At 60.9% G+C, this 17,858-nt stretch carries 15 protein-coding genes; 8 read left to right on the forward strand and 7 right to left on the reverse strand.

All coding sequences use genetic code 11. From position 1 onward, the window contains the following. Positions 1-63 precede the first annotated feature (63 nt). Positions 64-1,065: a LacI family DNA-binding transcriptional regulator gene (locus FHP24_RS27685; protein ID WP_139679475.1), complete on the reverse strand. Its 1,002-nt coding sequence runs from the start codon at positions 1,063-1,065 to the stop codon at positions 64-66. Between the two features lie 198 nt (positions 1,066-1,263). On the opposite strand from FHP24_RS27685, the gene FHP24_RS27690 reads away from it, so the two are divergent. From FHP24_RS27690 to FHP24_RS27725, 8 genes are all read left to right on the forward strand, one after another. Continuing rightward, complete coding sequence (locus FHP24_RS27690; RefSeq protein WP_139679476.1) at positions 1,264-2,289, forward strand: ABC transporter substrate-binding protein; 1,026 nt, start codon at positions 1,264-1,266, stop codon at positions 2,287-2,289. A 109-nt stretch (positions 2,290-2,398) separates the two neighbouring features. Next, positions 2,399-4,630, forward strand: a complete 2,232-nt coding sequence (locus FHP24_RS27695) for an ABC transporter permease (RefSeq protein ID WP_139679505.1) — start codon at positions 2,399-2,401, stop codon at positions 4,628-4,630. Beyond that, the gene (locus FHP24_RS27700; RefSeq protein WP_139679477.1) at positions 4,627-5,685 is read left to right on the forward strand and encodes an ABC transporter ATP-binding protein; all 1,059 of its coding nucleotides are present in this window, start codon (positions 4,627-4,629) and stop codon (positions 5,683-5,685) included. Before FHP24_RS27695 ends, FHP24_RS27700 begins: the two co-directional genes overlap by 4 nt. A gap of 42 nt (positions 5,686-5,727) precedes the next feature. Beyond that, positions 5,728-6,525 (forward strand): inositol monophosphatase family protein, encoded by a 798-nt coding sequence (locus FHP24_RS27705; RefSeq protein ID WP_139679478.1) that lies wholly within the window; start codon positions 5,728-5,730, stop codon positions 6,523-6,525. A 118-nt stretch (positions 6,526-6,643) separates the two neighbouring features. Beyond that, entirely contained in the window at positions 6,644-7,948 is a 1,305-nt protein-coding gene (ugpB, locus tag FHP24_RS27710; RefSeq protein WP_139679479.1) for a sn-glycerol-3-phosphate ABC transporter substrate-binding protein UgpB, read from the forward strand. A gap of 64 nt (positions 7,949-8,012) precedes the next feature. Then, positions 8,013-8,894, forward strand: a complete 882-nt coding sequence (gene ugpA, locus FHP24_RS27715; protein WP_139679480.1) for a sn-glycerol-3-phosphate ABC transporter permease UgpA — start codon at positions 8,013-8,015, stop codon at positions 8,892-8,894. Positions 8,895-8,903: 9 nt separating this feature from the next. Further along, a complete protein-coding gene (gene ugpE, locus FHP24_RS27720; RefSeq protein ID WP_139679481.1) occupies positions 8,904-9,752 on the forward strand; it encodes a sn-glycerol-3-phosphate ABC transporter permease UgpE in 849 nt (282 codons plus the stop codon). Then, a complete protein-coding gene (locus FHP24_RS27725; protein WP_139679482.1) occupies positions 9,752-10,795 on the forward strand; it encodes a sn-glycerol-3-phosphate import ATP-binding protein UgpC in 1,044 nt (347 codons plus the stop codon). The genes ugpE and FHP24_RS27725 overlap by 1 nt, the downstream gene beginning before the upstream one ends. Before the next feature lie 541 nt (positions 10,796-11,336). Here the strand turns inward: FHP24_RS27725 and FHP24_RS27730 are convergent. From FHP24_RS27730 to FHP24_RS27755, 6 genes are read right to left on the reverse strand one after another with little or no spacing between them, the layout of a single operon-like run. Next, entirely contained in the window at positions 11,337-12,215 is an 879-nt protein-coding gene (locus FHP24_RS27730; RefSeq protein WP_139679483.1) for a ribokinase, read from the reverse strand. After that, positions 12,212-13,087, reverse strand: coding sequence for a MurR/RpiR family transcriptional regulator (locus FHP24_RS27735; protein ID WP_139679484.1), 876 nt, complete (start codon positions 13,085-13,087; stop codon positions 12,212-12,214). Before FHP24_RS27735 ends, FHP24_RS27730 begins: the two co-directional genes overlap by 4 nt. Beyond that, positions 13,084-14,058, reverse strand: a complete 975-nt coding sequence (locus FHP24_RS27740; RefSeq protein WP_139679485.1) for an ABC transporter permease — start codon at positions 14,056-14,058, stop codon at positions 13,084-13,086. The genes FHP24_RS27735 and FHP24_RS27740 overlap by 4 nt, the downstream gene beginning before the upstream one ends. Beyond that, complete coding sequence (locus FHP24_RS27745; RefSeq protein ID WP_139679486.1) at positions 14,051-15,589, reverse strand: sugar ABC transporter ATP-binding protein; 1,539 nt, start codon at positions 15,587-15,589, stop codon at positions 14,051-14,053. Before FHP24_RS27745 ends, FHP24_RS27740 begins: the two co-directional genes overlap by 8 nt. Positions 15,590-15,646: 57 nt before the next feature. Then, positions 15,647-16,708, reverse strand: a complete 1,062-nt coding sequence (locus FHP24_RS27750) for a sugar ABC transporter substrate-binding protein (protein WP_139679487.1) — start codon at positions 16,706-16,708, stop codon at positions 15,647-15,649. A gap of 52 nt (positions 16,709-16,760) precedes the next feature. Further along, positions 16,761-17,750 (reverse strand): sugar phosphate isomerase/epimerase family protein, encoded by a 990-nt coding sequence (locus tag FHP24_RS27755; RefSeq protein WP_139679488.1) that lies wholly within the window; start codon positions 17,748-17,750, stop codon positions 16,761-16,763. Between the last annotated feature and the right edge of the window lie 108 nt (positions 17,751-17,858).

The following is a 17,858-nucleotide window of genomic DNA, read 5'->3' on the forward strand; positions in this document are numbered from 1 at the left end:
TCGTGCGGGCCGATGCGGCGCCCGCACAGGAGGTAGAAAGAACTCGCCGCACGGATGTGAGCCTTACCCGCCTCGGACCGAGCCGCGCCACACGAGCTGTGCCTCTAGCTTGCACGAATTCTCGTCACTGAGGATGGGCTGGGCAAGCCAGGAAACAGCCTCCTCCGCGATCCGGTCGACGGGCTGCGAGAATGTGGTGAGATTGTAGGAGGACCAGGACGACTGCTCGATGTCGTCGAAACCGATGATGCACAGATCGTCGGGCACCGTGAGCCTGAACTGGTGCCTTGCGGTATCCATCAATCCGCAGGCCAGCAGATCGTTGGCGCAGAAAATCGCGTCCGGACGGGCTTCGCGGGTCAGCAGCCGCTGCGCCAGGACGACTCCGCTCTGGTAACGAGTTGGCCCGTAGCGCTCGATGGTGATCTCGAAGCCGTGCTCGCGCCCGGCAGCGCGAAAGCCTTCCTCTCGCGCCATTAGGCTCGGCGTCCCGACATCGGAATTGGCGAAAGCAAAGCTTCGACAGCCCGCCCGCAGGAAGGCGATAAACGCACGCCGCGCTGCCTCGCGGTCATGAAGATTGATCCTGAGCGCGCCATCGCGCTGCTCATCGCGATTGATCAGCACCAGCCGCTGGCCGCTTTTGACGCATAGTTCAGTGATCGACTTATCCGGCATGCCAGACAGGATGATCGAAGCGTCGGCCCGGTAGCTGATCGCTTGCCGCAGCGCCTGGTCGACACTATTGTCCGAACGATCTGTGTTGATCAGCATCGCAACCTTAGATGCGCTCTGCAGCTGGCGCGTCAGGGCGCGGATGAGGCTGGCCCGATAGGGCGTGTCGAGTTCCGAGACGATCAGGCAGACGATGCCGCTTTCGTTGCGCATCAACCCGCGTGCCAGATGGTTGACGTGATATCCAAGCGCTTCCGCAGCCTCCACCACTCGCCGCCGTGTCTCCTCCGAGACGCTCGCGCCAGGCGTGAACGTGCGCGAGACGGCCGAGCGGGATACGCCCGCACGGTGTGCGACCTCTTTCGCACTGACGAATATCTTGCGGTTCACGACCTGTCTCCCCATTGCTTCATGCCTATTTTTGCAATCGAGTGCAACAGGGATATGACAAGCTGATCCTCGCTCGATCCCTGAAAATCGAGACAAGCAGAATATACGATTGACAAAACACATAACTGCATGGAACCATTGCACACGCTTGCAAGAGCGTAGCGATGTGGAGGCGTCGCTTAATCTGGGAGGATTACCATGCGTCTTGCTTTAATGGCGTCAGTCGCCTTGGCTGGCCTGACAATGAATGCGGCAACCAGCCGCGCCGCCGAAGAACTTAATCTGATCTGCTCTGCAGATGTGGTCATCTGCGAAATGATGCAGCAGATGTTCCAGACGGATACCGGCATTCAGGTCAATATGGTTCGCCTTTCGTCCGGCGAGACCTACGCGAAAATTCGCGCCGAAGCGCGCAACCCGAAGACCGATATCTGGTGGGCCGGCACCGGTGATCCGCATCTGCAGGCGGCATCCGAGGGACTGACGCAGGAATACAAGTCGCCGTTGCTCGCCGGATTGCAGGACTGGGCGAAGAAGCAGGCCGAAAGCTCGGGCTACCGGACCGTGGGCGTCTATGCCGGCGCGCTCGGCTGGGGCTACAACACCGAGATATTCAGTCAAAAGAACTATAAGGAGCCTAAGTGCTGGGCCGACCTTCTGGATGCGTCCTTCAAGGGCGAAATTCAGATGGCCAATCCGAATTCATCCGGCACCGCCTATACGGCGCTCGCCACCCTCGTGCAGATCATGGGCGAGGACAAGGCATTCGAATATCTGAAAAACCTCAACGCCAATGTGTCGCAATATACAAAGTCGGGTTCGGCGCCGGTCAAGGCGGCAGCGCGTGGCGAAACCGCGCTCGGCATCGTCTTCATGCATGACGCCGTGGCGCAGACGGCGGAAGGGTTTCCGGTAAAGTCCGTCGCGCCATGCGAAGGCACCGGCTACGAGATCGGCTCCATGTCGATCGTCAAGGGTGCCCGCAATCTGGACAATGCGAAGAGATGGTATGACTGGGCGCTGAAGGCCGACGTGCAGTCGCACATGAAGGACGCGAAATCCTTCCAGCTGCCGTCCAATTCCAAAGCAGAAGTGCCGAAGGAATCGCCGAAGTTCGAGGATATCAAACTGATCGATTACGACTTCAAGACCTATGGCGATCCGACCGAGCGCAAGAAATTGCTCGAGCGCTGGGACAGGGAAATCGGCGCGAACGCCAACTGATCTCGAACGTCGCCGCCGCGCCCCGCGTTTGCACTGCATCTCGTTCGGCGCGGCCGACATCACTTGTCTCGACTGATGAGGTCGCTGGATGATGCGAGAGCTTCCGGCCATGGATAATCGCAACCGCAGACTGGATACCGCCCTGGCCATCGGCCTTGCGGTTCTCGTCGTCGTTCCCTGGTATCGGATCGACAAGGGGTTCCTGTCGTTCGCCTGGCTTGGCGACTTTCCAAGCGAGGCGTCCGTCGCGCCTGGCATCCTGCAGATCTTTTTGCACGGAAGGGTGTGGCTGATCGGAGTGCTCGTCGCCCTTGCGCTTGCCTTGAGCGCCCGCTTCGTTGCCGATCCCATGACCCGCGGCAGGCTTCTCGCATGGGCCGGCGGCCTCGGCGTCCTGTTCCTTGTGTTGCAGGGACTGGCCATCGGCATATCCGGCTGGAACTGGACGATGGCGGACACCGTTTTCGGCCCGCTTCGGGACGGGCAGCCGCCGATGGGTGCCGGCGCAGTCCTCTCCTCCATCACCTTCGTGCTCCTTTTCTCCTTCGGTCTTGCCGAACGCGGCATCATGCGCGGCGACGCCTTTGTCGTCTCGACGATCTCCATCCTGGTCTTCCTGGTCGCCGTCTTCGTTTTCTATCCGATCGGCAGCATGTTCATCGGCGCCTTCCAGGATTTCGACGGTTCGATGAATGTCGACGGCTTCAGCCGCAACTTCGTCGATCCCTCGATCTGGAGCCTCGACTGCCTGATCGGGGGCGCTCGTTGCGGCATTGCCTGGCGCACGCTCTTCCTGGCGATCCTGACCGCCGGCGCATCGACCCTGCTCGGCCTGGCCTTCGCGCTGGTCGCGACGCGCACCCGCTTTCCCTTCAAGAAGGGACTACGGCTTTTGACCGTTCTGCCGATCATCACCCCGCCCTTTGTCATCGGTCTGGCGCTGACGCTACTCTTCGGCCGTGCCGGCGTGGTAACCAAGACGCTGGCCGCCACCTTCGACATCGAACCGGGCCGCTGGCTCTACGGCCTCACCGGCATATGGATCGCCCAGGTCCTGTCGTTCACGCCGATCTCCTTCCTCGTCCTCATCGGTGTCGTCGAGGGCGTCAGCCCGTCTATGGAGGAGGCGTCGCAGACGCTGCGCGCCGATCGCTGGCGCACCTTCTGGCGGGTATCTCTGCCATTGATGAAACCCGGTCTCGCCAACGCCTTCCTGATCGGCTTCATCGAGAGCATGGCCGATTTCGGTAATCCCCTGGTGCTCGGCGGAAGCCACGGCGTGCTGTCGACGGAAATCTTCTTTGCGGTCGTTGGGTCGCAGAACGATCCGTCGCGCGCCGCCGTTCTTGCGATGATCTTGCTTTTCTTCACCTTGTCGGCCTTCCTTGCCCAGCGCATCTGGCTGGCGGGCAAGAATTTCGCTACCGTCACCGGCAAGGGAGATAGCGGCGCGCACATCGCCCTGCCCCGCCCGTTGTCGATCGGCGTCCATGCCGTCGTCATACCGTGGATGATCTTCACGCTCGTGGTCTACGGCATGATCATCTTCGGCGGCTTCGTCAAAACCTGGGGCCTCGACAACACGCTGACGCTCGCCCATTACGCCAAGGCCTTCTCCGTGACGATCCGCGACGGCTCGCTGGTCTGGACCGGTGTCGCCTGGAACTCCTTCTGGACGACCATGGAGATCGCGCTGATCTCGGCACCGCTGACGGCTGCCGTTGGGCTCGCCACCGCGTATGTCATCGTGCGCCAGAAATTCGCCGGCCGGAACCTCTTCGAATTCGCGCTGATGATGAGCTTTGCCATTCCCGGCACCGTCATCGGCATCAGCTACATCATAGCCTTCAACCTGCCGCCGCTGGAAATGACCGGCACGGCACTGATCCTCGTCGCCTGCTTCGTGTTCCGCAACATGCCGGTGGGCGTGCGTGGCGGCATTGCCGCAATGAGCCAGCTCGACAAGAGCCTTGACGAGGCCTCGATGACGCTGCGGGCCAACAGTTTCCGCACCATCCGCAGGGTCATCCTGCCGCTCCTGCGGCCGGCGATCACCGCAGCGCTCGTCTACTCCTTCGTGCGCGCGATCACTTCGATCAGCGCCGTCGTCTTCCTCGTCAGCGCCCAGTACAACATGGCGACATCCTATATCGTGGGCTTGGTCGAGAACGGCGAATATGGCGTGGCGATTGCCTATTCATCGATGTTGATCTTCGTGATGATCGCCGTCATCACCGGTTTCCAGTTTCTGGTCGGCGAGCGCCGGCTGCGCCGGGAAAACCGCATCTCCGGCTTGGCGAAACAGACCCTTCCCGTGCTTACCGAGGAGAAAACCGCATGACCCGCAGCCCAGGTTCGGTCACCTTCCAGAACGTGCGCAAGACATTCGGCGCCTTCACCGCCATCGCCGACCTGTCGCTCACCGTCGAGCCCGGCACGCTGGTGACGCTGCTCGGCCCGTCCGGCTGCGGCAAGACGACGACGCTGCGCATGCTGGCCGGCCTTGAACATCCGACCTCCGGGCGCATCCTGATCGGCGGAAAGGACGTCACCATGCTGCCCGCAAACGAGCGCGACGTCTCCATGGTGTTCCAGTCTTACGCACTGTTTCCGCATATGAACTCGCTCGCCAATGTCGCCTACGGGCTGGAATCCTCCGGATTGGCCAAAAAGGAGGCACGGGAAAAGGCCGAGCATGGACTGGAACTCGTCGGCCTTGCCAGCATGGGTCACCGCCTACCGGCGGAACTCTCAGGCGGCCAGCAGCAGCGCGTCGCCGTCGCACGCGCGCTGGTGCTCGAGCCGCAGGTGCTGCTGCTCGATGAGCCGCTCTCCAACCTCGACGCCCGTCTTCGCCGGCGGGTGCGCACCGAAATCCGCGAATTGCAGCAAAGGCTGCAGTTCACCGCCGTTTATGTCACCCACGATCAGGACGAGGCGCTTGCCGTCTCCGACAAGATCATCGTCATGAAGGACGGCGAGATCGCTCAGCAGGGAAGCCCGCGGGAACTCTACGAAGCCCCCGCGTCTCCTTTCATCGCCGACTTCATCGGCGAGGCGAATGTCGTCGCCTGTGAGGTCATAGATATCAGCGGCGCCAATGCGACGGTAACGGTCGAGGGCCTCAGTCATCTGGTCCCGTCACGTGGTGCCAAGCCCGGCCTCGGCAAGCTCGCCGTCCGCCCTAACGCAATCATCTTAGAGCCGGCGGAGAGCGCCGCGTTTCCTGGGCGGATCAGCCATGCGGCCTATCTTGGCGATCACATTGAATACGAGGCTGAAACGAGTGGCGGGACCCTTTACATCGTGGACCCGTCGGTGGACCGCCCGCTGGCAACAGGCACGCCGGTCGCTATCGGCTTCAAGAACCGCGGCATCGCCATCATCGCTGACTGAGCGGCAGACAGCGCAGGACATGAGAGACAAGGACGATGATTGATGAATAGTGACGAGCGAGAGATTAGGGCTCGCCATGCGCTTGCCGAAGAGCTGGCGGTGCAGGCCGGAAAGCTCGCCCTAGGTTATTTCCGCAACCGAGATGATCTTGTGATCGAGACCAAAAGCGACCCGCAGGATGTCGTCTCGATCGCCGACCGCAACGTCGAGACGCTCATCCGCGACGGGGTGACCGAAGCCTTCGGCGCCGACGGCTTTCTCGGTGAGGAATATGGCCTCGTCGAAGGAAGCTCCGGCTACACATGGGTGGTGGATCCGATCGACGGCACCAGCCCGTTTGTCCACGGCATGCCCAACTGGTGCGTCTCGATCGCAGTGCTACATGGCGGCCAGCCGGTCATCGGAGTCATTCAAGTGCCCTGCCATGACGAACTCTATTCGGGTGCACTCGGCCGAGGCGCGACGCTGAACGGCAAGGCGCTGACGCTCGACGGGGTAAAGACCATCCGCAACGCCGTCACCGGCATTGGCGCCAATCACCACGTCACGCCCGCTTCGGTCGGCAGGACCGTCGAGGACCTGCTGAAGACGGGGGGCAATTTCGTCCGCCTCGGCTCGGGAGCGCTGATGCTCGCTTATGTCGCGGCCGGCCGCCTCGTGGGATATTACGAGCCCTACATGCATGCCTGGGATTGCCTGGGCGGTTACTGCCTTGTGCGGGAAGCGGGCGGCTGGTTCCTGCCCTTCCCGGTCGAAGGCGAAGGCCTGACCCGGGGCGCGCCGGTGCTTGCCACCGGTCCCGGGGCAATCGACGACCTTCGGCGTATCGCCGGCGTCTGAGAAAAATGCCCTGCCCCGTATGATGGGGCAGATGACAATGGACGGGATCTGGGAGGGTCCCGTCAACCGCCGCGATATCGAGGCGGCACCGTGTTCATGGGAAAGGGAGGAAACATCCATGAGGTCTATTCTTACATCGGCAATTGCCGCAACGACATTGCTTCTGATGGCATCGAGCGCCGTGGCCGCCACCGAAATCGCCTGGTGGCACGCGATGACCGGCGCCAACAACGAGGTGGTCGACCAGCTCGCCAAGGAGTTCAACGAGAGCCAGTCGGACTACAAGGTCGTTCCGGTCTTCAAGGGCACCTATCCGGAAACGCTGAACGCCGGCATCGCAGCCTTCCGCGCCAAGCAGCCGCCGGCGATCATGCAGGTTTTCGACGCCGGCAGTGGCGTGATGATGGGCGCCCAAGGCGCCATCGTGCCAGTGGCGGACGTGCTTGAAAAGGGCGGCTTCAAGTTCGACAAGTCGCAGTATTTGCCGGGCATCGTCGCCTATTATTCGAAACCGGACGGCACCATGCTGTCCTTCCCCTATAATTCCTCGTCGCCGATCCTCTACTACAACAAGAACATCTTCGAAAAAGCCGGGCTGAATGCCGACACCCCGCCGAAAACCTGGGCGGAGGTCTTTGATGCCGCCCGCAAGATCAAGACCAGCGGTGCCGCACCCTGCGGCTTCACGTCGACCTGGCTGACATGGATCCAGACCGAAAACTTCGCCGCCTGGAACAATATCTCCTACGCAAGCAACGAGAACGGCCTGGGCGGCACCGACGTCAAGCTCGCCTTCAACGCAGAACCCTTCGTCAAGCATTTTCAGGATATCGCCGACCTCGCTAAGGACGGTACCTTCCGCTACGGCGGCCGCACCTCGGAGGCCAAGCAGCTCTTCACCTCCGGCGAATGCGCCATCCTGACGGAATCCTCCGGCGGTCTTGGCGACATCGTCAAGTCCGGGATGAAATACGGCATCGGGCAATTGCCCTATGAGGACGGCCCCGGCCGGCCGCAGAACACCATCCCGGGCGGCGCCAGCCTATGGGTCTTCGCCGGCAAGAGCGATGCCGAATACAAAGGCGTCGCCACTTTCTTCAACTTCCTCTCGCAGACCAAGGTCCAGGCCCGCCTGCACCAGGTCTCCGGCTACATGCCGGTGACCATGGCGGCCTATGAGGAAACCAAAAAGTCCGGCTTCTACGAGAAGAACCCGGCCCGCGAGACGCCGCTTCTGCAGATGATGGGCAAGCCGCCGACGGAAAACTCCAAGGGCGTCCGCCTCGTCAACCTGCCGCAGGTGCGCGACATCATGAACGAGGAGTTCGAAGCGATGCTCGCCGGCAAGCAGGATGCCAAAGCCGCCCTCGACAAGGCGGTCGAACGCGGCAATGCCGCCATCCAGCAAGCGATCGGCAACTAGAATCGACATCCGCCCGCGTCGTGGAGATGCGGGCGGATTTTTCGCCTCTTGATGGAGCCCGCCCGTGCAAAGCGTCGTCTTTCCCAACAAGATCCTGCCCTACGCCCTGGTCGCGCCGCAGATCGTCCTGACGGTGGTCTTCTTTTTCTGGCCCGCCAGCCAGGCGCTCTACCAGTCTATGATGCGCGAGGACCCTTTCGGGCTGCAGAGTAGCTTCGTCGGGCTTGCCAACTTTTCCAACATTCTTGCCGACGAGAACTATCTGCATGCGCTACGGGTCACCGTCGTCTTCAGCCTCGCCACGGCGCTTCTGTCGATGGGCATCGCGCTTCTGCTCGCAACGGCAGCCGATACGGTGGTGCGCGGCAAGGGGTTCTACCGCACAATGATGATCATCCCATACGCCGTGGCGCCGGCCGTCGCCGGCATGCTGTGGCTGTTCATGTTCAATCCCGCCATGGGCACGTTCGCCTACATCCTGCGCCGCAACGGCATCCCCTGGGATCCGCTTTTGAACGGCGACCAGGCGATGTCGCTGGTCGTGGTCGCGGCCGCCTGGAAGCAGATCAGCTACAACTTCCTGTTCTTCGTCGCCGGACTGCAGGCGATCCCGAAATCGCTGCTCGAAGCGGCCGCCATCGACGGCGCTCGTGGAGCGCGACGCTTCTGGACCATCGTCTTTCCGCTGCTGGCGCCGACCACCTTCTTCCTTCTGGTCATTAACACCGTCTACGCCTTCTTCGACACCTTCGGCATCATCCATTCGGTGACCGGCGGGGGGCCGGCCAAGGCGACCGAAACGCTGGTCTACAAGGTCTATAACGACGGCTTCGTTAATCTGAACCTCGGCTCGTCGGCGGCCCAATCCGTGGTGTTGATGGTGATCGTCATCGCTCTCACCGCCTTCCAGTTCCGCTTCGTCGAACGCCGCGTGCATTATGGTTAAGGACATCAGATGATCGAGAACCGCCCTGTCGCAACCCTGATGGCGCATCTGATGCTGATCTTCGGCATCTTCATCGTCGCCTTCCCGATCTACTATACGTTCATCGCTTCGACGGCGACGTCGAGCGCCATCATCCGGCCGCCCATATCGCTGCTTCCGGGTGGCCATATGACGGAAAACTACGGCGAATCCATTTCCGGCGGCGTCGAGCGCGTCGTCGGCGTCAGCCTCGAGCGGCTGCTGTTCAACAGCTTCGTCGTTGCAATCGCCATCGCCGTTGGCAAGATCATCATTTCGTTCCTGTCGGCGTTTGCTATCGTCTTCTTCCGGTTTCCCTTCCGCATGGGCTTCTTTTGGATGATCTTCGTCACCCTGATGCTGCCTGTCGAAGTCCGCATCCTGCCGACCTACAAGGTAATCGTCGACCTCGGACTGCTCAACACCTATGCCGGCCTTACCCTGCCGCTGATGGCCTCGGCGACGGCGACTTTTCTGTTCCGCCAGTTCTTCCTCACCATACCGGGCGAGATGGTCGAGGCGGCGCGGATCGACAATGCCGGACCGTTCCGCTTCATGAAGGACATCCTCCTTCCGCTGTCGGTCACCAATATCGCCGCGCTGTTCGTCATCCTCTTCATCTACGGCTGGACGCAATATCTCTGGCCACTTCTGGTCACCGACCGGGCGGAGATGAACACGATCATCATCGGTCTGCGCCGCATGGTCGATTTCACCGATGCGTCGACACCCTGGAACTACGTCATGGTCACCGCGATCCTGGCGATCATCCCTCCCGTCATCGTCGTGGTGCTGATGCAGCGCTGGTTCGTCAAAGGTTTGGTGGAGACCGAAAAGTAATGGCAACGATTGAACTGAAAGATGTCCGCAAGGTCTATGGCGGCAACATCGACGCGATCAAGGGCGTATCGCTCGACATCGCCGATGGCGAGATGATCGTCCTCGTGGGACCCTCCGGCTGCGGCAAGTCCACGCTTCTGCGCATGGTGGCCGGTCTCGAAGGCATTTCCGGCGGCGATGTCGTCATCAACGGCAAGCGGGTCAACGATCTGGAGCCAGCCGAACGCGATATCGCCATGGTGTTCCAGAATTATGCCCTCTACCCGCATATGACGGTGAAACAGAATCTCGCCTATGGCCTGAAGAACCGTGGCACGCCGAAGGACGAGATCGAGCGGCGCATCACCGAAGCGGCGCGGGCCCTCGAGATCGAGGCGTTCCTGGCGCGCAAGCCCCGGCAACTCTCCGGCGGCCAGCGCCAGCGCGTCGCCATGGGCCGCGCCATCGTGCGCAAGCCCGCCGCCTTCCTGTTCGACGAACCGCTGTCCAATCTCGACGCGAAACTGCGGGTGCAGATGCGCGTCGAGATCCGCCGCCTGCAGCAGTCGCTCGCAACCACCTCGATCTACGTCACCCACGACCAGATGGAGGCGATGACGCTCGCCGACCGCCTCGTCGTCCTCAATGCGGGATGCATCGAACAAGTCGGGACCCCGATCGAGCTCTACGAAAAGCCCGCCACCACCTTTGTCGCCACCTTCATCGGCTCGCCGTCGATGAACCTGATGACGCTCGGCGACGGCATCGGCTGGACCGGGCCGGATGGCGCCGGGCTGCCACCCGATGCGACCATCATCGGCATCCGTCCGGAAGACATCGTCATCGCCGACGGATCACTCATCGGCGGCTTCTGCACCAGGGTGCAGGTCATAGCCGTCGAGCTGGTCGGTGCGGAAAGCTATGTCCATGGCGCAGCCGAGAACGGAAGCATCATCGTCTGCCGCGTCCCCGGCCGCTCGATTATCGGCATTGGCGAGACACTCGATCTGGCTGCGATGCCGGACCGCTTTCATCTCTTCGACCGCGACGGCAAGCGTGTCTGACGGCCGGATCATCGGGGCAGCCCCCTGCCAAACCCGGACGTGCCAGCGACGGGTGATTGAATCACATTAGGCGGCTAACGAATATCCGTTGTTACACGTGTGGAAATGCCATGCCATTTGCATTTGCCCTCATCGCCCTTCTCTTGTGTGGCACGAGGGTGGTGCAGACGGGCATACGAAACTCAGTCGCGACACCTTCACGTTGCCGACGGTAGTCCGTGGCTCCTGGGGGGATTATCGCGTTAGCTGGCGTCGGTCGCGCCGTCTCTTCATTGGCATTGCCCAGAGTCCCAGCCCAAACGTAGCTTGCTCTTGATAGGAATCGAACCGCCTGCCGCGCTGACCGGATATCAAGTGATCTTCAAAGAAATTAACCAGTTACATGATCGGCATTGCAAAACTAGACTGACGACTGGAATAACGTTTCGTCTGCTTCGCACCGCAAATGCTAAAGCAATCAGAGCACAGAAAGTCCATGTTTAATAAGCCTTCCGACGCTGCACTGAGAGATGATTTCTAACATTGAGTTTGCTGAACAAGCTCAGCGCAGCGAGCTCACAAGAATCGCAGCGGCCTCGTTGGCCGCAGAAAGTGCTGCCTTTATGCCGTCCCCTCGCAGCAATTGCGCCGCCAATACGCCGATGAACTCATCACCTGCGCCGTGCGTGCTGACGAGCTTTATCTTGATCGCCGGGATCGTCGCCTCTTCGCCGTCGAGCGTTGCATAGGCAACGCCCGCACCGCCAGCTGTGACGACAGCCACCGGGAATAATTTTGCAAGAACGCGTGCTGCCGCAATCGCATCGTCGAGCGTGTCGACCTCGGCACCTCCAGCCAGCGCTTCCGCCTCGACCGCATTGACGACCAGAACGTCGATCAATCCTGCCAGTTCAGGCGACAGATCCCTCACCGGCGCGGCATTCAGAACAACCTTGCCGCCTGCTTTTTTCATCGCTGAAGCAGCCAGCACATTTGCCTGTTCCGGGACTTCATTCTGCAGGACAAGGATATTGCCCGCCTGAAACAGCGCTGCCGCCTGCTCCACATCGGTTTGCCCGAGCTGAAGATTGCTGCCCGAGACGATGACTGCGCCATAATCGCCTTCGGAATCGAAGATTGCCACGCTCATGCCGGAGGCCGCGCCCTCGATCACCCTGACATGATCCAGTTCGACCGCGTTTGCGGCAAGATTGGCGGTCAATGTGCCGCCAAAATCATCGTTACCCACGGCACCGATCATCGCAGACCGGACGCCGGTCTTTGCGGCAGACACAGCCTGGTTACCACCCTTGCCACCGCAGGCCGGGTTCCAGGTGGAACCGGTCACCGTCTCACCCTTGCGCGGGCGCGCCGGACCTTTGACGATGATGTCGTAATGCAGGCTGCCGAAGACGACGACGACGGGGATGGATGCAGTCATAGGAATTTGTCTTTCCGTTTGGAGGCGACGGCCGCCATGGTCTTTTCGAGATGGTTTTCGGCAGCGGTGTAATCGCGCTGCGCAACAGCCACGAACACCGCGTCGAGAATATTGAGCTGGGCGATGCGAGCGGCTGCATTCTCGCCCATCAGCGGCGAACCCTGCGCTGTTGAACAGAGAACGACGTCGGCATGCTGCGCCAGCGGCGATTCATTGTAGTTGGTGATCGCAATCGTGCGGGCACCGTTGCGTCTGGCGATCTGCATCGCCTCGATAACCGCCATCGTATTGCCGGAATGCGAGAACCCGACTGCAATATCGTCATTGTCCAGCAGCGAAGCGGACATCAGCATCATGTGTGAATCGTCATAGACGCTTGCGCGCACGCCGATCCTCAGAAACTTGTGGGCCGCATCGCGCGCGATCTGCGCCGAACCGCCGACACCGTAGAAATCGCGCTGACGCGCACCATGGATCAGGTCCGCAGCACGATCAAACGCTTTGACATCCATGATCGACAGGGTTTCTTCCAGCGCCTGGATCGACGTCCGGAATACTTTCTGGATGATTTCCTGGGACGTGTCCTCGATGGACAGTTCCTGGTGCATTTCCGCCGTCGGCAACCGGTTATACTGGGAAACCGCATTGCGGAATTCGCGATAGCCCGCAAATCCCAGTTTCTTGGTGATCTTCACGACCATGGCTTCCGAGACGCCGGCATCGTTTGCGATTTCCTTCAGCGACGTGTCGTCGTTGAAGCTGCGCAATGCAAAGACGGTCTCGACCACCCTTGCTTCCAGCGGCGTCAGCAGCGGCAGGCGCATACGAATGCGCGGCCCGACTGCCTTCGGATCCATGTTGTCGGAATTCATCCCCGTCCCCTTGTCGCGCGATCAATCATCATTGCGACAAGAATTATAAGGCCGGTTGCGAGAAGTTGATAGAAAGCCTGGACGTTCATCAACGTCAAACCGTTGCGCATGGCACCGAGAATGATGGCGCCGAGGATGGTGCCGACGATCGATCCCTTGCCACCCATCAGCGAAGCGCCACCGATGGCGGCAGCCGCAATCGCATCGAGTTCCCACAGATTGCCGAGGATAGGCTCTGCTGCACCGAGGCGACCGATCAGGATGAAGGATGCAAGCGCCGCCAGAACACCGGAGATCACATAGGCAGTAATCTTGGTGAGCGCGATCGGCACACCGGCGACATAGGAGGCTTCTTCATTGCCGCCGACGGCGAGCAGATATTCACCGATCGGCGTCTTCTTGAGCAGAACCCAGGCCGCGAATGCGACCACTGCGACGATGATGACCGAGTTCGGGATGCCAGCCACATTGCCGTTGAATAGCGACCGGAACCCCTGCGGCACGCCGAGAACCGGATTGCCACCCGTATAGATCAGCGCGATGGCGCGGTAGGTGCTGAGCGTTCCTAGAGTGACGATGAACGGCTGAAGGCCGACATAGGCTACAAGCACGCCGTTGACGAGACCGCAGAAGGCACCAATGCCGAGACCGGCAAGCAGCGCCACCGGCACAGGCACCCCCGTTACCAGAAGAGCGGCCGTCAGCACGGCGGAAATCGCCGCTGTCGGGCCGACCGACAAGTCGATGCCGCCGGAAATGATCACCAGCGTCATGCCGAGCGCGATGCAGGCATTGATGCTCGACTGCTGCAGGATGTTGATGAGGTTACGCTCGAACAGGAAGCCCGGCACCAGCGCCGCAAACACGGCCATGATGATGATCAGGCCGATCAGCGTGCCGGCGTCACGCAGCGAGAACGAGCTGAAGAGTTTCGAGGAACGCTTGGGCGTTTCGGCGGCGATATCAGACATGGGTGTGCTCCTGCGTCGAGGAAAGTGTATTTGGCTCGGCATCGCCGACGGCGTGCGAGACGATGGTCTGCTCCGTCAACTCGTGTCGTTCCAGCTGAGCGGCGATGCGGCCGTTGCGCATGACGATGACCCGGTCCGACAGCCGGATGACCTCGGGAAGTTCCGAGGAAACGACGATGACAGACTTGCCTTCGGCGGCGAGGTTTTCGATCAGATGATAGATTTCGGATTTGGCGCCGACATCGATGCCGCGCGTCGGTTCGTCGAACAGCAGGATTTCAGACCCGGCGGCCAGCCAGCGGGCGATGATAGCCTTTTGCTGGTTGCCACCGCTGAACAGCTTGATCGGACGATCGATCTGGAACGGCCGCAGGTTGACCCGCTTCAGCAATGTCTCGGCGGTCGTGTTGACGGCCGAATGGCGAACGACGCCGACCTTTGCGAATTTCCGCAAGGACGGCAGCGCCATGTTCAGCGACACCGGGCGCATGGGGATGATGCCCTCGCGCTTGCGCTCTTCCGGCAACAGACCGATCCCGGCAGAGATGGCGGAGCGCGGGTTTGTCAGCTTCAGCGCACGGCCGTCGATGCTGATCTCGCCGGATCCGATCTTGTCGACGCCGGCCAGAAGACGCAGAAGCTCGGTACGACCGGAGCCGACCAGGCCGGCAATGCCGACGACTTCGCCGCGTCTTACAGTGAAGGAGACGTCGCGGACATGCGTGACCGCGGAGGAAAGGCCCCGCACCTCGACGCGAACGTCCTCCTTCACAAACGAATTGTGTTCTTCATGCATCAGCTCGCGGCCGACCATCATCGCGATCACGTCCGACTGGGCGGCAGTGCGCAGGTCGACTGTGCCAACCACATTGCCGTCACGCATGACGGTGCCCTGGTGGCAGATGCGAAAAACCTCGTCCATCTTGTGCGAGACATAGATGATCGCCACGCCGGAGGCCGCCATCTTCTCGATGATGACCGCGAGGCTCTCGAATTCGGCCGGCGTCAGGCTCGACGTCGGTTCGTCCATTGCGACGATCTTGGCATTTTCAAGCAGGGCGCGGGCGATCTCGACGATCTGCCGCTGCGCCACCTTCAGGTTCTTGATCGGCGTCGAAGGATCGATCGACGGGTCGATCATGGCAAGTGCAGCGGCCGCGCGCTTTTCCTGCTCGCGACGATTGACCAGCAAGCCGCCGGCAGTCTTCAGCGGATGGCCGAGAAACATGTTCTGCGCGACAGTCAGATTCGGGATCTGCTGCAGTTCCTGATGGATCATGGCGATGCCGGCGCGGCGGGCATCCTCGGGGTTCTTGAACGTGGCAAGCTTGCCATCGACGTAAAACTCGCCGCTGGTCTGGCGCGACACACCGGACAGAATGCGCAGCAGCGTCGATTTTCCGGCGCCGTTTTCGCCGAGAAGAGCGTGAACCTCACCGGGCTTTATGGAAAAGGTCGCGTCCGAAAGCGCCTTGACGCTTGGAAAGGTCTTGGTGATGCCCTCGAACTTGAGGCGAGCCGTTGTCGTCATCTCGGTGCTTTCATCAAAGGAGGGAGCCGGTCTCGGGAGGACCGGCTCCTGTTGCGATTACTGCGCGGACGCAGCATCCTTCATCAGCACGGCGCGGATATCGACGCCGTCGCCCTTGTACTTGGCAAGGTTGTCCTTGGTGATCAGCGCCTGCGGCGTGGCAACGACTCGCGCCACCGTCTGGCCTGCGACGAGACGAAGAGCCGTTTCCATCGCCACTTCACCGGTCAGGATCGGGAAGCTGTCGACCGTACCGGTTAGCTCGCCGGCCTCGATCGACTTGTAGGCGTCGGAAATGCCATCCGTGCCGAACACGGCGACCTTGCCGAGCAGGCCAGCAGCCTTGACCGCCTCGATGACGCCGAGCGCCATGCCGTCATTGTTGCAATAGAAGCCGACGAGATCGGGGTTCTGCTGCAAAATGTTGGTGGCGGCATCGTAGGACTGCTGGCGATCCCAGTTACCCGGAACGCTGGCAACGACCTGGAACTTGGAGTTCTCGCCGATGGTGGACTTGAAGCCCGCCGTGCGCTGGACAGCGGCAAACACGCCGGCCTGGCCTTCGATGATGGCGACCTTGCCGCCTTCCGGACGGTTGTCGATGAACCACTTGGCAACACGCACACCGTTATCGCGCTGGACGTTGCCGACATAGTGCTCGGCCTGCGGCACGACGGCATCGTTGACGTTGACGACGGGGATATTGGCTTCCTTGGCCTGCTCCATGACCGGCTGCAGGTTGGCGTCTGTCTGCGGCGACACGAGAATGACGTTGAAGCCGGTGGTGACCATGCCTTCGGCAATCGTCAGCTGACCCAACTGATCGCCTTCGCTCTGCGCTGCCTGATAAGCAACGGTCGCGCCGGCCTTCTTACCGAACTTCTCGTAACCTTCGCCGAGCGAACGCCAGTATTCGTTAGTGAGCGTCTTGGAAACGCCACCGGCGCGCGTACCCTCCGGAATTTTCGGAAACGCGCCGTACTTCGCCTCAAGCTGCGCCCAGTCAACCCGGTCCTTTTCGGTATCCGAGTTGAGCGGTGCAAGCTCCTGTGCAAAGGCCGCACTTGCCATCAGCGCCAGCGCCATGCCGGCAATTGCGGATTTCAGATGTCTGTTCATGGTATCCTCCCAGGTGTGGTTGTTGGAATTGAAGATGTCTCTTGGAGCCTCTTCAAGCGACGTCGCCGAGCATTGCCTCCTGAATGATCGACTGCGCGGTGACGGCATCCTGCTGATCGATTGCGCTACCCAGACGGTTGTCGCCTTCGAGACGATCGACAACCTTCAGCATGCGCTTGACGGTCTGGATATTGACCTCGCATTCATGAACCGGATCGAGGCCGGTCATGTCGGGGAAGGTGTCAAAATAGATCGCACCATCGTAACCGTCGCGACGAATCTGACGCAGCAATTCGATGGTCTGGATCGAGTGCACCGCACCGACCATCAGGCCGTCATCGCGCTTGGCATAGCCGTCATTGAGGTGCACGCCGAGCAGGCGGCTGTGGCGGGCGATCATGGCAGCGGCAAAAGCCGGCTGTTCGTCGGCATAGAGCACATGCGCGAAATCGAGCGTGACGCCAAGGTTGGCACATCCGGCTTCCTTGATGGCCAGAAGCGTGGTGGCGCAGTCCGGCATCAGGCTGTAGGAGCGCGGCTCGTTTGGCTTGTATTCTATCGAGATCAGGCAGTCGGCGTCGTGCTCGCAAACTTCACGAATTCCGTCGATTTCGTGTTGCCACATGCGATCATAGTCCGCCTGGAAGGCGTAATCGAAACCGTCCTGGCCAAGCCAGATGGTCATCAGGTTGGACCCTGCCTCGCGGGCGGCATCGATGCCGGCCTTGGTCAGGTCGATCGCTTCACGGCGAACAGATTCGTCGGGATGCGTGAAGGCGCCGAGCTTGAAAGCCGGATTGGTGTAGTAGCGCATGGCAAAACCATTGATTGCCAAGCCCATATCTTCCAGCTTGCGCTTCAGTTCAGCCGGCTTTTCACCGACGTGATCGGGATAATTGAGGTCTAGATCCGTCAAGCCATCCACCTTAGCGGCACGCGCCGCCATCTGCAGGACCGTCGGCTTACCCTTCAGGTCCGGCCATTCGCTGGCAGGATTGGAAGCGAAGGAGTTGAGGCGGGTGGCAAAACGGAGGTTCGACAATGTCTTCGGCCCTATCGAAAATGATCAGATGGCCAAACTTCACAAATTAATCTCCACATGTAAAGTAAAATAGTTTTTGCATCGCAGCACACTGAGGCGATACGTCCC

The organism is Aliirhizobium smilacinae (assembly GCF_006335145.1).
Classification (GTDB): Bacteria; Pseudomonadota; Alphaproteobacteria; order Rhizobiales; family Rhizobiaceae; genus Neorhizobium; species Neorhizobium smilacinae.

Excerpts from the sequence above, each read along its gene's own strand:
- FHP24_RS27725 (WP_139679482.1), top strand. The coding sequence starts at position 9,752 with ATGGCAACGATTGAACTGAAAGATGTCCGCAAGGTCTATGGCGGCAAC.
- FHP24_RS27700 (WP_139679477.1), top strand. The coding sequence starts at position 4,627 with ATGACCCGCAGCCCAGGTTCGGTCACCTTCCAGAACGTGCGCAAGACA.
- FHP24_RS27705 (WP_139679478.1), top strand. The coding sequence starts at position 5,728 with ATGAATAGTGACGAGCGAGAGATTAGGGCTCGCCATGCGCTTGCCGAA.
- FHP24_RS27735 (WP_139679484.1), bottom strand. The coding sequence starts at position 13,087 with ATGAATTCCGACAACATGGATCCGAAGGCAGTCGGGCCGCGCATTCGT.
- FHP24_RS27690 (WP_139679476.1), top strand. The coding sequence starts at position 1,264 with ATGCGTCTTGCTTTAATGGCGTCAGTCGCCTTGGCTGGCCTGACAATG.
- ugpB (WP_139679479.1), top strand. The coding sequence starts at position 6,644 with ATGAGGTCTATTCTTACATCGGCAATTGCCGCAACGACATTGCTTCTG.
- FHP24_RS27730 (WP_139679483.1), bottom strand. The coding sequence starts at position 12,215 with ATGACTGCATCCATCCCCGTCGTCGTCGTCTTCGGCAGCCTGCATTAC.
- FHP24_RS27750 (WP_139679487.1), bottom strand. The coding sequence starts at position 16,708 with ATGAACAGACATCTGAAATCCGCAATTGCCGGCATGGCGCTGGCGCTG.
- FHP24_RS27745 (WP_139679486.1), bottom strand. The coding sequence starts at position 15,589 with ATGACGACAACGGCTCGCCTCAAGTTCGAGGGCATCACCAAGACCTTT.
- FHP24_RS27740 (WP_139679485.1), bottom strand. The coding sequence starts at position 14,058 with ATGTCTGATATCGCCGCCGAAACGCCCAAGCGTTCCTCGAAACTCTTC.
- ugpE (WP_139679481.1), top strand. The coding sequence starts at position 8,904 with ATGATCGAGAACCGCCCTGTCGCAACCCTGATGGCGCATCTGATGCTG.
- FHP24_RS27695 (WP_139679505.1), top strand. The coding sequence starts at position 2,399 with ATGGATAATCGCAACCGCAGACTGGATACCGCCCTGGCCATCGGCCTT.